The organism is Oceanibaculum sp. (assembly GCF_022449305.1).
Lineage (GTDB): Bacteria > Pseudomonadota > Alphaproteobacteria > Oceanibaculales > Oceanibaculaceae > Oceanibaculum > Oceanibaculum indicum.
Genome location: NZ_JAKUSO010000008.1, coordinates 20,616 through 33,953 on the forward strand (window position 1 = coordinate 20,616; position 13,338 = coordinate 33,953).

11 protein-coding genes are annotated in these 13,338 nt (G+C 65.5%); 8 read left to right on the forward strand and 3 right to left on the reverse strand.

Translation table 11 applies throughout. The annotated features are described in order from the left end of the window. The first annotated feature begins 1 nt into the window (after window position 1). From MK313_RS04510 to MK313_RS04545, 8 genes are all read left to right on the forward strand, one after another. A complete protein-coding gene (locus tag MK313_RS04510; RefSeq protein ID WP_008944133.1) occupies window positions 2-913 on the forward strand; it encodes an ABC transporter permease in 912 nt (303 codons plus the stop codon). Between the two features lie 73 nt (window positions 914-986). Then, window positions 987-2,573: an ABC transporter substrate-binding protein gene (locus MK313_RS04515; protein WP_237740177.1), complete on the forward strand. Its 1,587-nt coding sequence runs from the start codon at window positions 987-989 to the stop codon at window positions 2,571-2,573. A gap of 78 nt (window positions 2,574-2,651) precedes the next feature. Then, the gene (locus MK313_RS04520; RefSeq protein ID WP_008944135.1) at window positions 2,652-4,145 is read left to right on the forward strand and encodes an amidohydrolase family protein; all 1,494 of its coding nucleotides are present in this window, start codon (window positions 2,652-2,654) and stop codon (window positions 4,143-4,145) included. Continuing rightward, window positions 4,145-5,161: an ABC transporter ATP-binding protein gene (locus tag MK313_RS04525; RefSeq protein WP_121220279.1), complete on the forward strand. Its 1,017-nt coding sequence runs from the start codon at window positions 4,145-4,147 to the stop codon at window positions 5,159-5,161. The genes MK313_RS04520 and MK313_RS04525 overlap by 1 nt, the downstream gene beginning before the upstream one ends. Window positions 5,162-5,169: 8 nt before the next feature. Continuing rightward, on the forward strand, window positions 5,170-6,291 hold the full coding sequence (locus tag MK313_RS04530; RefSeq protein ID WP_008944137.1) for an ABC transporter ATP-binding protein: 1,122 nt from the start codon (window positions 5,170-5,172) through the stop codon (window positions 6,289-6,291). A 25-nt stretch (window positions 6,292-6,316) separates the two neighbouring features. Then, window positions 6,317-7,780, forward strand: a complete 1,464-nt coding sequence (hydA, locus tag MK313_RS04535) for a dihydropyrimidinase (RefSeq protein ID WP_287780271.1) — start codon at window positions 6,317-6,319, stop codon at window positions 7,778-7,780. Window positions 7,781-7,797: 17 nt separating this feature from the next. Beyond that, a complete protein-coding gene (locus MK313_RS04540; RefSeq protein ID WP_287780272.1) occupies window positions 7,798-8,763 on the forward strand; it encodes an N-carbamoyl-D-amino-acid hydrolase in 966 nt (321 codons plus the stop codon). Between the two features lie 308 nt (window positions 8,764-9,071). Continuing rightward, window positions 9,072-9,833, forward strand: coding sequence for an aspartate/glutamate racemase family protein (locus MK313_RS04545; protein ID WP_008944140.1), 762 nt, complete (start codon window positions 9,072-9,074; stop codon window positions 9,831-9,833). Between the two features lie 231 nt (window positions 9,834-10,064). Here MK313_RS04545 and rnd read toward each other — a convergent pair whose 3' ends face one another. The 3 genes from rnd to MK313_RS04560 all read right to left on the reverse strand — a co-directional run bounded on the left by rnd (window position 10,065) and on the right by MK313_RS04560 (window position 13,195). After that, on the reverse strand, window positions 10,065-11,237 hold the full coding sequence (gene rnd / locus MK313_RS04550) for a ribonuclease D (RefSeq protein ID WP_287780273.1): 1,173 nt from the start codon (window positions 11,235-11,237) through the stop codon (window positions 10,065-10,067). Window positions 11,238-11,278: 41 nt separating this feature from the next. Then, window positions 11,279-12,025, reverse strand: a complete 747-nt coding sequence (locus MK313_RS04555; protein WP_287780274.1) for a GGDEF domain-containing protein — start codon at window positions 12,023-12,025, stop codon at window positions 11,279-11,281. A 180-nt stretch (window positions 12,026-12,205) separates the two neighbouring features. Next, window positions 12,206-13,195: a 2-hydroxyacid dehydrogenase gene (locus tag MK313_RS04560; protein ID WP_287780275.1), complete on the reverse strand. Its 990-nt coding sequence runs from the start codon at window positions 13,193-13,195 to the stop codon at window positions 12,206-12,208. Window positions 13,196-13,338: the final 143 nt, after the last annotated feature.

Below are 13,338 nucleotides of genomic sequence, written 5' to 3' on the forward strand. Positions count from 1 at the left end.
AATGACCGACGCAACCCAGACCCTGTCGCCCGCCGACCCCGCCCCAGATTCCGCCACCGGGGCGTCCAGCAGCCAGACGATCAAGCGCCTGTCGGCCTGGCAGCGCCTGCTGCGCGACAAGCCGGCGGTGATCGCGGGCACCTTCCTGCTGCTGGTGGTGCTGGCGGCGATCTTTGCGCCCTATCTGACGGCGTTCGATCCGTATGACACCAACATGCGGATGCGGCTGCGCCCGCCCGGCGGCGACTATCTGCTGGGCACCGACGCGCAGGGCCGCGATATGGTCACGCGCCTGCTCTATGGCATCCGCACCACGCTGCTGATCGGCTTCAGCGGCGTCATGCTGGGCGGGCTGATCGGCGCGGCGATGGGCATCATCGCGGCGTTCTACAAGCGCCTCGACAACATCATCATGCGCGTCGTGGACGTGCTGCTGTCCTTCCCGTCGATCCTGTTCGGCCTGGCCATTGCCGCCGTGCTGGGGGCGGGCATCACCAGCCTGATCGTGGCGCTGACCATCGCCGCCATCCCGACCGTGGCGCGCATCGCGCGCGGTGCGGCCACGGTGGTGATGCAGAACGAGTATATGGAGGCGGGCCGCGCCATCGGCCTGTCCGACTGGACGCTGATCTGGCGCTATCTGGCGCTGAACTGCCTGTCGGCGATCTTCGTTTATCTCACCCTTCAGTTCGGCCAGACCATCCTGCTGGGGGCGGCGCTCAGCTTCCTGGGGCTGGGCGCGCAGCCGCCGACGGCGGAGCTGGGCACGATGGCCGCCGAGGGGCGCAATTTCCTTTTCTTCGCACCGCATGTCTCGACCATTCCCAGCGTTGCGATCTTCATGATCGTGCTGGCCTTCAATGTGTTGGGCGATGCGTTGCGTGACGTCCTCGATCCGCGGATGAGGCAATAAAGCCGCGACGGGGGATGAAAGCCCGCCGTCGGCGGGGCTGGCGAAAGCCAAACATGAGAACGAGGAGGCTTAGATGAAGTTACGGAACACAGTCTGGATGGCGGCCGGTGTCGCCATCGCGGCGACGGCGGGGTTCGCGGCCCCGGCGATGGCGCAGAAGGAAATCTCCATCATCCGCACCATCGATACGGACCGCTACGATCCGCATCGCTCCACCGCGCGTTCGGCGGCGGAAATCCTGTTCATGGTCGGCGACACGCTGGTCGCGCTGGATTATGACCTGAAGACCGTGAAGCCCGGCCTGGCGAAGAGCTGGAAGGTTTCCGAGGACGGTCTGACCTACACCTTCAACCTGAAGGAAGGCGTCAAGTTCTGCTCCGGCAAGGAATTCACCGCGCAGGATGTGGTGGACACCATCAACCGCTGGCGCGACCCGGCCACTAAGGGCGTCGTCACCTGGCGTGCCGGCCCGGTGAAGGAAGTCCGCGCCAAGGACAAGCTGACCGTCGAATACGAGCTGACCAAGCCGTACTCGGAGCTGCTGTTCCAGATGACGCAGCACTTCCACACCATCATCAATGTCGATCAGGCCAAGCAGCTGGGCGACGATTTCGGTGTGAAGGGGCTGGATACCACGGGCCCGTTCTGCTTCGACAGCTGGGAGCCGCGCAACCAGACCGTGCTGACCAAGCACAAGGGCTATAACTGGGGGCCGGACTTCTACAAGAACAAGGAAGCCCAGGTGGACAAGATCACCTGGAAGATCGTGCCGGAAGAAAGCACCCGCGTCGCCTCGCTGCAAACCGGTCAGGCTGATGCCAGCCAGTATGTGCCCTACTGGTCGCTGGACCAGTTCAAGGCCAATTCCAAGATGTCGGTCACCCAGGCCGAGGCCTATTTCTGGACCTACTTCATGGGCTTCAAGATCACCCGCGAGCTGATGGGTGACGTCCGCGTCCGCCAGGCCATGAACCTAGCCGTCGATGTCGAGGCGATCACCGATGCGGTGACCTTCGGCTACGCCACCCCGGCCAACACCTACATCTCGCCGGAAGTGGTGGATTTCGACAAGTCGGTGAAGACCGACACCTACAGCTATGACCCGGCCAAGGCGGCTGCGCTGCTCGACGAGGCCGGCTGGAAGCTGGGCGGCGACGGCTTCCGCTACAAGGACGGCAAGAAGCTGGCCCCGCTGGTCTATGGCTTCACCGACACCTGGCGCCAGATCGTCGAGGCGGTGCAGGGCGACCTGCGCAAGGTCGGCATCGACCTGCAGATCCAGCTGTTCGACGCCACGGTCGTCTGGGGCAAGCTGGCGACCCAGGAGTTCGACATCTTCACCATGTCGTTCCCCTATGTCTCGACCGGCGACGCGATGAACCTGTACTTCCGCTCGGCCAACATGCCGACGCCGAACCGCGTCAACTGGGACGACAAGGAGACGGACGCCCTGCTGGAAGCGGGCTCTGCCGCGCTGACCGACAAGGCGCGTGCCGAGGCCTTCGGCAAGGTGCTGCACAAGGTGCATGACGCCGCCGTGTGGATCCCGCTCTACCACGAGCCGCTGTTCACCGTTGCCGGCCCGAAGATGCAGCCGGTGCGTGCGCACGGCATCTATGGTGCCGGTTTCTACAAGGGCATCGACCTCGCGCTGAAATAATCGCGAACCGTCCGGGCGTGTCATCTGGCGCGCCCGGACGGGCCTTTCTCGACAGATCATTCGTTAGAAAATTTATCAATGAACGGGGATGGACAGGCCATGCAGACCACGGTGATCCGCAACGCCGACTACGTCATTGCCTGGGATGAGGCGGCGGGCAGCCATGCCTATCTGGAAGGGGCGGATGTCGCCTTCCAGGGCAACCAGTTCAGCTTTGTCGGCAAGGGCTATAGCGGCGCCGCCGACCGGGAGATCGACGGGCGCGGCATGATGCTGATGCCGGGGCTGGTGAACATCCATTCCCATCCGACCTCGGAGCCGGGCAACAAGGGCCTTCTGGAGGAACTGGGCAGCCCGCGCCTCGGTCAGTCCTCGCTCTACGAATTCATGCCGGTGTTCCGGCTCGACCCGAATGCCGCCCGCGCGGCCAGCATGGTGGCAATGAGCGAGCTGCTGAAGAGCGGCGTGACCACCATCGCCGACCTGTCCGGCGCGCGCGAGGGCTGGGCCGACGACATGGCCTCGACCGGCCTGCGGTCGGTGCTGTGCCCGATGTACCGCTCGGCCAGCTGGAGCACCAGCAACGGCCATTCGGTCGAGTATCACTGGGACGAAAAGGCCGGCAAGCAGGCCATGCAGCGCGCCATCGACCTCGTCGATGCGGCGGCGAAGCACCCGTCCGGCCGCGTGTCCGGCATGCTGGGCCCGTCGCAGATCGACACCTGCACCGCCGACCTGATCCGCGACAGCTATGACGCGGCCGCCGAACGCGGCATCGCCGTGCAGCTGCACGCGGCGCAGAGCGTGGTGGAGTTCAACGAGATCACCCGCCGCCACGGCAAGACGCCAATCGAATGGCTGCACTCGCTGGGCGTGCTGGGGCCGCAGATGATCATCGGCCACGGCATCTTCCTGAACGATCACCCCTGGCTGCACTGGCCGCAGGCCGACGATTTCGCGCTGCTGGCCGAATCCGGCGCCTCGGTCGCGCACTGCCCGACCGTGTTCTCGCGCCGCGGCATCGCACTGCACTGGGTCCATCGCTACATGAAGGCCGGCATCAATCTCGGCCTCGGCACCGATACCTTCCCGCACAACATGATCGACGAGATGCGCATGGCCTGCCTGGCCGCGCGCATCCTGAAGGGCGACTTCACCGGCGCCTCCACCGCCGAGGTGTTCATGGCCGCCACGGTGGGCGGTGCGACCGCGCTGAAGAAGCCGGATATCGGCCGGGTCGCGGTCGGCATGAAGGCCGACTTCTCGCTGGTCGATCTCTCGCACCCCTACATGCAGCCGCTGCGCGAGCCGCTGCGCAGCCTGATCTATTCGACCTCCGACCGGGCCGTGCGCGACGTCTATGTGGACGGCCAGCAGGTGGTCAGCGACGGCAAGGTGCTGACCATCGACATCGAGGCCGCCATCGAGACCCTGCGCGAGGCGCAGGCCCGCACCATCGCCACCGTGTCCGAACGCGACTGGGCCAAGCGCCAGGTCGAGGACATGTCGCCGATGGTGTTCCCCGTCAAATCCGTCCTGTCCGCCCCCAAGCCGGTGATCAAGAGCGCCTGATGAGCGAAACCGCTTCCCCGCAGACCGAATCCGCCCAGCCGCTGCTTGATGTGCGCGGCCTGGTGACCGAGTTCCATTCCAGCGAAGGCGTGTTCAAGGCCGTCGATGGCGTCAGCTTCGCCGTGGCCCGTGGCGAGACGCTGGGCATTGTCGGCGAATCGGGCTGCGGGAAGAGCGTCACCTCGCTCTCCGTCATGGGGCTGATCCCGCGCCCGCCGGGCAAGATTCCGGCCGGCGAGATCGTGTTCGAGGGGCGCGACCTGCTGACGCTGTCGTCGCGTGAGATGCGCGATGTGCGCGGCAACGATATCTCGATGATCTTCCAGGAGCCGATGACCAGCCTGAACCCGGTCTATACGGTCGGCCAGCAGATCATGGAAGGCATCCTGCTACACGAGGACATCTCGGAGGCGGAAGCGCGCGAGCGCGCCATCGAGATGCTGCGCCTGGTGCGCATTCCCTCGCCGGAAAGCCGGGTGGACGATTTCCCGCACCAGATGTCCGGCGGCATGCGCCAGCGCGTGATGATCGCCATGGCGCTGGCCTGCAACCCGAAGCTGCTGATCGCCGACGAGCCGACCACCGCGCTGGATGTCACCATCCAGGCGCAGATTCTCGACCTGATGCGCGACCTGCGCGAGCGCACCGGCACGGCGATCATGCTGATCACCCATGATCTGGGCGTGATCGCGGAACTGGCCGACCGGGTGGTCGTCATGTATGCCGGCAAGGTGGTGGAGGAGGCGCGCGTCGGCGACCTGTTCACCGACCCGCAGCATCCCTACACGCTGGGCCTGCTGGGCTCGATCCCCAAGCTGGATGTCGAGGAGGAGCGCCTCGCCACCATCGAGGGCAGCGTGCCGAACCCCTACAACATGCCGGCGGGCTGCAAGTTCAATCCGCGCTGCCCCTTCGCCGACGACAAGTGCCGCCAGGAAGTACCGGTGCTGGCCGAGGTGAAGCCCGGTCACAAGGTCGCCTGCTGGAAGGCGCCGCTCGAAAACACCATCCTGTGAGGCGCCCGATGAACGAGCAGAGCACCCCCGGCGCCCGCAAGGCGATCCTGAAGGTCGAACGGCTGGTGAAGCATTTCCCGATCACCAAGGGGATCGTGATGCAGAGCCAGGTCGGCGCCGTGAAGGCGGTCGACGATGTCAGCTTCCACATCAACGAGGGCGAGACGCTGGCCGTCGTCGGCGAATCCGGTTGCGGCAAGTCCACCACCGGCCGGCTGATCATGCGGCTGATCGAGCCGACCTCCGGCAGCATCGAATTCGACGGTACCGACATCACCACCCTGAAGGGGCGGGAGATGCGGATGATCCGCCGGCAGATCCAGATCATCTTCCAGGACCCCTATGCGTCGCTCAATCCGCGCATGACGGTCGGCGACATCATCGCCGAGCCGCTGGAAGTGCACGGTATCGCGCACGGCAAGGAAAAGCGCGAGAAGGTCGAGGCGCTGCTGAAGGTCGTCGGCCTGTCGCCCTGGCACATGGTGCGCTATCCGCACGAATTCTCCGGTGGCCAGCGCCAGCGCATCGGCGTCGCCCGCGCGCTCGCGGTGAATCCGAAGCTGATCGTCTGCGACGAGCCGGTCTCGGCGCTGGACGTGTCGATCCAGGCGCAGGTGGTGAACCTGCTGCAGGATCTGCAGACCCAGTTCGGCCTCGCCTATATGTTCATCGCCCACGATCTGGCAGTGGTGAAGCACATCGCCGACCGGGTCGCGGTCATGTATCTCGGCAAGATCGTTGAGCTGGCGGACAAGAAGACGCTCTACGATACGCCGCGCCATCCCTACACCCAGGCGCTGCTCTCGGCGATCCCGGTGCCGGACCCGTCGGTGAAGACCGAGCGCATGCTGCTGGAAGGCGACGTGCCCAGCCCGATCAACCCGCCGTCCGGCTGCCGCTTCCACACACGCTGCCCGCATGCGAAGGAGCGCTGCAAGGTCGAGGACCCGGCCTTCCAGGATATCGGCGGGGGCCATCAGGTGGCCTGCCATTTCTGGAACGAGATCGAGGTGCCGAAGGCGGTGAGCGCGATCAAGGCCGGCAATGCGTCGGATCATTACCTGCCGCGCCTGGAAGCCTACCGCAAGGCGACCGAGAAGATGAAGGCAGGGGCTGCGAAGGCCGTCTGACATAAAAGCTGAAGGGGAGGCGAGAATGGCTGATTTCGACCTGGTGATCCGTGGCGGCACGGTGGTCACCGCCTCCGACACGATTGTCTGCGATGTCGGCGTGAAGGATGGCGTCATCGTCGCGCTGGGCAGCAAGCTGGCGAAGGGCGCGAAGGAGATCGACGCCACCGGCAAGCTGGTCCTGCCCGGCGGCATCGACAGTCATGTCCATGTCGATCAGCTCTCCTCCAGCGGCGCCTATACGGCGGACACGTTCCTCAGCGGCACACGCTCGGCGATGTGCGGCGGCACCACCGGCATCATCCCCTTTGCCGCCCAGTTCAAGGGCCAGAGCCTGCGCAAGACGGTCGAGGATTATCACGCCAAGGCCGATGGCCAGGCGATGACCGACTATGCCTTCCACCTGATCATCTCCGACCCGACGGAGAGCGTCATCGGGCAGGAGCTGCCGGCCCTCATCAAGGACGGCTATACCTCCTTCAAGATCTACCTGACCTATGACGCGCTGAAGCTGAACGACCGGCAGTTCCTGGAAGTGCTGGCCGCCGCCCGGCGCGAGGGCGCGATGGTCATGGTACATGCCGAAAACCACGACATGATCGCCTGGCTTTCGGAAAAGCTGCTGGAATTCGGCCATACCGCGCCGAAATTCCACCGCGTCGCCCATGCCAACATCGCCGAGGGCGAGGCCACCAACCGCGCCATCGCCCTGTCGGAGCTGGTGGACCAGCCGATCCTCATGGTGCATGTCTCCGCCAAGGAAGCCATCGAGCGCATCCGCGCCGCCAAGGCGCGCGGCGTGAAGGTCTATGCCGAGACCTGTCCGCAATATCTGTTCCTGACCGAGGACGACCTCGACAAGGACGGGTTCGAGGGGGCGAAATGCATGTGCTCCCCGCCGCCGCGCGACAAGGAGAACCAGGAGTTCGTCTGGCAGGGGCTGGCCGACGGCACCTTCGACGTGTTCTCCTCCGACCATGCGCCCTACCGCTATGACAGCCCGACCGGCAAGCGCGTCGGCGGCGCCGATACCAGCTTCAAGAAGGTGGCGAACGGCGTGCCCGGCCTGGAAATCCGCATGCCGATGCTGTTCAGCGCCGGCGTGCTGACCGGGCGCATCGACATCAACAAGTTCGTCGCGCTGTGCTGCACCAACCCGGCCAAGATGTACGGCCTCTATCCGCGCAAGGGCACCATCGCGGTCGGCGCCGATGCCGACATCGCGATCTGGGACGCGGAGAAGAAGGTCACCATCTCCATCGACATGCTGCATGACGATATGGACTACACCCCCTATGAGGGGCATGAGGTGACCGGCTGGCCGATCATCAGCATGGTCCGCGGCACCATCGTCTGGAACGATGGCGAGGTTCTCGCCAAGCCAGGCGACGGCAAGTTCCTGCGCTGCGACGTGCCGGCCGCCGCCCGGCCGCGCGGCACCAGCGTTCACGGCTTCAACCCGACTTCGGGCGACTACATCAAGTTCTGACGGAGGAAAATAAGAGAATGGCCCGTATCATTACCGCCGCCGCCGCCCAGATGGGCCCGATCGCGCGCGAAGAATCCCGCACCTCCTGCGTCAACCGCATGATCGAGATGATGCGCGAGGCGAAGTCGCGCGGCGTGCGCTACATGGTGTTTCCGGAACTGGCGCTGACCACCTTCTTCCCGCGCTGGTACATGGAGGACTGGAAGGAGGTCGAAACCTTCTTCGAGCGCACCATGCCGACCAAGGAGACGCTGCCGCTGTTCGAGAAGGCCGCGGAATGGGGCATCGGCTTCTATCTGGGCTATGCCGAGCTGACCGAGGACGGCCACCATTTCAATACCTCGATCCTGGTGAACGACAAGGGTCGCATCGTCGGCAAGTACCGCAAGGTGCACCTGCCCGGCCATTCCGAGCATGAGCCGCACCGTCCCTGGCAGCATCTGGAGAAGCGCTATTTCGAGCCGGGCGACCTCGGCTTCCCGGTCTGGCGCAGCATGGGCGCGATCCATGGCATGGCGATCTGCAACGACCGCCGCTGGCCGGAGACCTACCGCTCGATGAGCCTGCAGGGTGCGGAGATCATCTCGCTCGGCTACAACACGCCGGACGAGAACACCTCGGCCTTCGAGCCGAAGCATCTGCGCAACTTCCACAACGACCTCGTCGTGCAGGCCAGCGCCTATCAGAATTCCTGCTACGTCATCGCCACCGCGAAGGCCGGCATCGAGGAAGGCGTCGGCATGATCGGCGGCTCGCTGATCGCACAGCCCTCGGGCGAGATCGTCGCCAAGGCGCAGACGCTGGAGGATGAGCTGGTGGTTGCCGACCTGCGCCTCGACCTGGTGCAGATGGGCAAGGAGACGGTGTTCAACTTCGCCAAGCACCGCCGGATCGAGCATTATGGCCGCATCACCAGCCAGACCGGGGTTGAACTGCCGCCGGCCGGCGAGGTCGAAGGCGAGGACGTGCTGTCCCGCAAGTGAGATGAAAAGGTCCCTCGCCCCGGAAGGGGAGAGGCCAAGGGGGATAATAAAAGGTCCCTCACCCCGGAAGGGGAGAGGGATGCGAAAGCTTACGAACGAAGTGAGTTAGCTGGAGCTGGGTGAGGGGAGACAGGCTCCGTCATTGACCTTCCCCCTCACCCAGCTTCGCCTAATCTCGCCGATGGCTCGATAAGGCTGCGCAACCCTCTCCCCCTTTGGCTAACGATAGCTGATGGCGATGGGTCGCCATCAGCGGGGGGCGAGGGAAAGGTTTTGGCGGTTTAGGGTATTTCAGGAGGCAAGGCGCCATGAAGATCCTGGTTATCAATCCGAACACCACCCAGTCGATGACCGACACCATCGGCCATGCGGCGGCGCGGGCGGCGTCTCCCGGGACCACCACGGTGACGGTGCAGCCGGACAAGGGGCCGGTCTCCATCGAAAGCCAGTATGACAGCGCCTTCTGCGTGCCCGGCATGCTGGAGATCATCAGGGCGGCGGAGGAAGAAGGCGGCTATGCCGGCTATGTCGTCGCCTGTTTCCGCGATCCGGGGCTGGAGGCGGCGCGCGAGATCGCGACCGGGCCGGTCATCGGCATCTGCGAGGCGGCGATGCACGCGGCCTCCATGCTCGGCAAGGGTTTCACGGTGGTCAGCACGCTGAAGCGCTCGGCCAAGGTGCAGTACGATCTTGCCCGCAAATACGGCTTCATCGACCAGCTGATGAGCGTGCGCGCCGCCGGCGTGCCGGTGCTGGAACTGGAGGACGCGCATTCCGGCGCCGCCGACAAGGTGAAGGCGGAGACGCTGAAGGCCATTGAGGAGGATGGTGCGGAATGCGTGCTGCTGGGCTGCGCCGGCATGGTCGATCTGGCGCAGCGCCTGACCCAGGAAACCGGCATCCCGGTGATGGACGGCGTCACGGTGGCAGTGAAGATGGTGGAGGCGCTGGCCGGCCTCGGCCTCGGCACCTCGAAGATCGTCTCCTACGCCCAGCCGCGCGAAAAGCCCTATACCGGCGCCTTCGCGGGCAACGCGCCCGGCCCGGTGCGGAAGCGCGCGGCGGAGTAGGCAGGAGGCCTTCCTGTGCTTCGAGACGCCACGCCGGTCGCTGTAAGCAGAGGGATCCGGCGGGGCGCCTCGAAGGACAGAAGGGATAAAAGCTCCCCCGTCATTCCCGCCCGTCATCCCGGTTAGGGGAGCGGGAATCCACGGGTCGGCTGTCCCCATTGTCGGTGTAGGCAGCCTAGCGTGGGCCTCCTGGAGGGGGCCCCAGAAGGCGACGCTAAAGTTAACGACGGATCAGGGCGCGGGTTCCAATTCGTGGACCGGAACGACGCGAACGCTGCTGCCATCGGCGGTCAGCGCCAGCCTGCCATGCTTCAGCGCCAGTGCATCCTCGCCGAAAATTTCCCGCCGCCAGCCGCGCAGGGCCGGCGTGTCCGCATTGTCGTCGGCGGCGATGGCTTCCAGATCGGCGCTGTTGGCGACCAGCTTCTGGGCGGCCTGATGCTCCTCGCAGCGCAGCTTCAGCAGCACCTTCAGCAATTCCAGGATCGGGCCGCGCCCGGCCGGCAGGTCGGCCTTCTGAGGCAGGTCCGGGCGCTGCTCCTTCGGCAGGTCCAGCCCGCGCTGGGCGGCTTCCAGCAGCTGCCGCCCCATCGGCCCCTCGGCGAAGCCCTTGGACAGCGCGCGGATCTTCGCCAGCTCGTCGGCATTGTTGGGCACGCGCGCGGCGATCTCCAGTAGCGCCTCGTCGCGCAGCAGACGGTTGCGCGGCAGGTCGCGCTTGCGTGCCTCGATTTCGCGCCAGGCCGCGATCTCGCGCAGGATCGCCAGGAACTTGGTGCTGTTGGTGCGCGGCTTCAGCCGCCGCCAGCTGTCCATCGGGTCGGCATCGTATGTGGCGGGGTTGCTCAGCACCGCCATCTCCTCGGTCAGCCAGGAGGCGCGCCCGTTCTTCTCCAGCATCGCCGACAGCTTGTCGTAGATGATTCGCAGATGCGTCACGTCGGCCAGCGCATAGTCCAGCTGGTGCGGCGCCAGCGGCCGGTGCGACCAGTCGGTGAAGCGCGAGCTCTTGTCGATGCGGGCATTAGCCAGCTTGGTCGCCAGCGTCTCATAGCCGACCGAATCGCCGAAGCCGCAGACCATCGCCGCGACCTGGGTGTCGAACAGAGGCGCGGGCACCACGCCGGTCAGCTGGTAGAAGATCTCGATGTCCTGCCGGGCGGCATGGAACACTTTCAGGATGCCGGGATCGGCCAGCAGCGCGAACACCGGCTTCAGGTCGATGCCCGGCGCCAGCGGGTCGATGGCGGCGGCCGTATCGGGGCCGGCGAGCTGGATCAGGCAGAGCTGCGGGTAATAGGTCTTCTCCCGCATGAACTCTGTATCGACAGTGATGTACTCAGCCTTGGCAAGACCGCGGCAGAAGACGTCCAGCGTCTTCGTATCGGTGATGAGTGTCGTCATGCCCGTCTCATAGCATTCGCCGGCGCGCCGGCAAAGGCGTATCAGGCGGCGATGCGGCTCCGGCCACGCTTGCGGTCGTACATGCGGCGGTCGGCGCGCTCCAGCAGCGCTTCGGGGCTGTCGTCGGGCGAGAAGGCGACCGCGCCGACACTGGCCGTCACGGAGATCGCGATGCCGTCATGGACGATGCTGACCTGCTCCAGCGCCTGCGCGATGTCGCGCACGCGGCGGAAGCCCTGCGTCGCGCTGGTGCGGGTGAGCAGGGCCGCGAACTCGTCGCCGCCCAGTCGGCCAACGCTGTCATGCTGGCGCACCTTGTGCGACAGCAGGCGGGCGATCTCGCACAGCACGGCGTTGCCAGCGGCATGGCCGTAGGTGTCGTTGATCTTCTTGAAGTCGTCGATATCGGCATAGATCAGCACGCCGCCGATGCCGGTACGCTGCGCCTCGGCCAGCCCGGCGGAGACCTGGCGGTTGAAGCCGCGCCAGTTGAACAGGCCGGTCAGATCGTCGTTCAGGCTCAGCATCTCCAGCCGTTCGATCTCGGCCTGCTGCTTCTTGATGATCTGCTCCGCCTCGGCCAGCGCGAGGGCGAGGCGGAGCACGTCGCTGCGCTTGCTCTCATCCGTCGGCAGCGGCGTGGCGCCCATCAGGCGCGCCGTCTCCGAAAGCCAGCGTTCGATATGGTAGTCGAGCCGCGGCTGCTCCTCACCCCATGCTGCAGGCAGCGGGATCGGCTGGCTGTTCTGCGCGGGCGGCAGGATGGTGACGGTGGCATGCAGGCTCATGGCGAAGTTCCGCTCGTTGAAACGAAGGTCCCTCCCTCTGGAGCAATCGCCGTGCCATGTCCTAATTTGTTGATTTAAAGTGTGTATTCGGAATTTCGGATGATGCCGGGCGGGGGCAGCCCGGCAAAAGCTACCCCCTGCCAGCGGTATTATCGTCCACCTTTGCCTAGGCAACCCGGTCTAGGCGACGCGATCCTTTGGAGATTTCCCGGCGAAGAAGGCGTCCAGATTGTCGAGCGCCCGGAAGCCCATGGCGTCGCGCGTCTCCTTTGTGGCGCTGCCGATATGCGGCAGCAGGAAGCAGTTGGGCAGATCGCGGTAGCCCGGATGGATGGCGGGCTCATTCTCGAACACGTCCAGCCCGGCGGCAGCCAGCTTGCCGGATGTCAGCGCCGCGATCAGCGATTCGTCATGCACGATGCTGCCGCGCGCCGTGTTCACGACCACGGCGCCATCGGGCATGCGGGCGATCCGGTCCGCATTCAGGAAATGATGGGTCTCCTTCGTCGCCGGGCAGTTGATCGACAGGAAATCGGCAACGGTCAGCAATTCCTCCGGGTCTTCGTGGAAGATCGCGCCCTGCTCCAGCTCCGGGGAAAGGCGGCTGCGGTTGTTGTAGTGGATCTCCATCTCGAAGCCGCGCGCCCGCTGCGCCACGGCGCGGCCGATCCGGCCCATGCCCAGGATGGCGAGGCGCTTGCCGGTCACATGCACGCCGAGCATGCCGGTCGGCTCCCACCGGCCCCAGCGATCCTCGCGCACCATGCGCTCGCCCTCATAGGCGCGCCGCGCGGCGGCCAGCAGCAACAGCAGGGTGGTGTCCGCCGTGGCGTCGGTCAGCACGTCGGGCGTGTTGGTCACGGCAAGGCCGCGCGCCTTCGCCGCCGCGATGTCAATATGGTCGTGCCCGACGGAAAAGGTGGCGACGATCTTTATCTCCGGCGGCAGCTTTTCGATGATGGCGGCGGGCAGCTTCTCGGTGGAGCAGACCAGGATGCCGTCATGGCCGGCGCTCTCCGCCACCAGCCGCTCGCCATCGAACACGCTGTCGGACGGATTGAAGGTTGCGTCATAGTCGCGCGCCAGCCGCGCCTCGACGGCGGCGGGCAGCTTGCGGGTGACCAGAATGCGCGGCTTGCCTGCGCTGTTCTGCGGATGGGTCGATGCCATGAAACCTCCTTATTGATGTCGGCAAGCTATTGTCTTTATGGGGTGCCCCTTTGCGGGTGCGCTTGCCTAGCCTCTCCGGCACTATAGCGTGGAGGACACATGGGCAAGCGGCAACCGCCGCATGGATGCCCTGCGTGCCGAAG

Excerpts from the sequence above, each read along its gene's own strand:
- MK313_RS04510 (WP_008944133.1), top strand. The coding sequence starts at position 2 with ATGACCGACGCAACCCAGACCCTGTCGCCCGCCGACCCCGCCCCAGAT.
- MK313_RS04515 (WP_237740177.1), top strand. The coding sequence starts at position 987 with ATGAAGTTACGGAACACAGTCTGGATGGCGGCCGGTGTCGCCATCGCG.
- MK313_RS04555 (WP_287780274.1), bottom strand. The coding sequence starts at position 12,025 with ATGAGCCTGCATGCCACCGTCACCATCCTGCCGCCCGCGCAGAACAGC.
- MK313_RS04530 (WP_008944137.1), top strand. The coding sequence starts at position 5,170 with ATGAACGAGCAGAGCACCCCCGGCGCCCGCAAGGCGATCCTGAAGGTC.
- MK313_RS04520 (WP_008944135.1), top strand. The coding sequence starts at position 2,652 with ATGAACGGGGATGGACAGGCCATGCAGACCACGGTGATCCGCAACGCC.
- MK313_RS04560 (WP_287780275.1), bottom strand. The coding sequence starts at position 13,195 with ATGGCATCGACCCATCCGCAGAACAGCGCAGGCAAGCCGCGCATTCTG.
- MK313_RS04540 (WP_287780272.1), top strand. The coding sequence starts at position 7,798 with ATGGCCCGTATCATTACCGCCGCCGCCGCCCAGATGGGCCCGATCGCG.
- rnd (WP_287780273.1), bottom strand. The coding sequence starts at position 11,237 with ATGACGACACTCATCACCGATACGAAGACGCTGGACGTCTTCTGCCGC.
- MK313_RS04545 (WP_008944140.1), top strand. The coding sequence starts at position 9,072 with ATGAAGATCCTGGTTATCAATCCGAACACCACCCAGTCGATGACCGAC.
- hydA (WP_287780271.1), top strand. The coding sequence starts at position 6,317 with ATGGCTGATTTCGACCTGGTGATCCGTGGCGGCACGGTGGTCACCGCC.
- MK313_RS04525 (WP_121220279.1), top strand. The coding sequence starts at position 4,145 with ATGAGCGAAACCGCTTCCCCGCAGACCGAATCCGCCCAGCCGCTGCTT.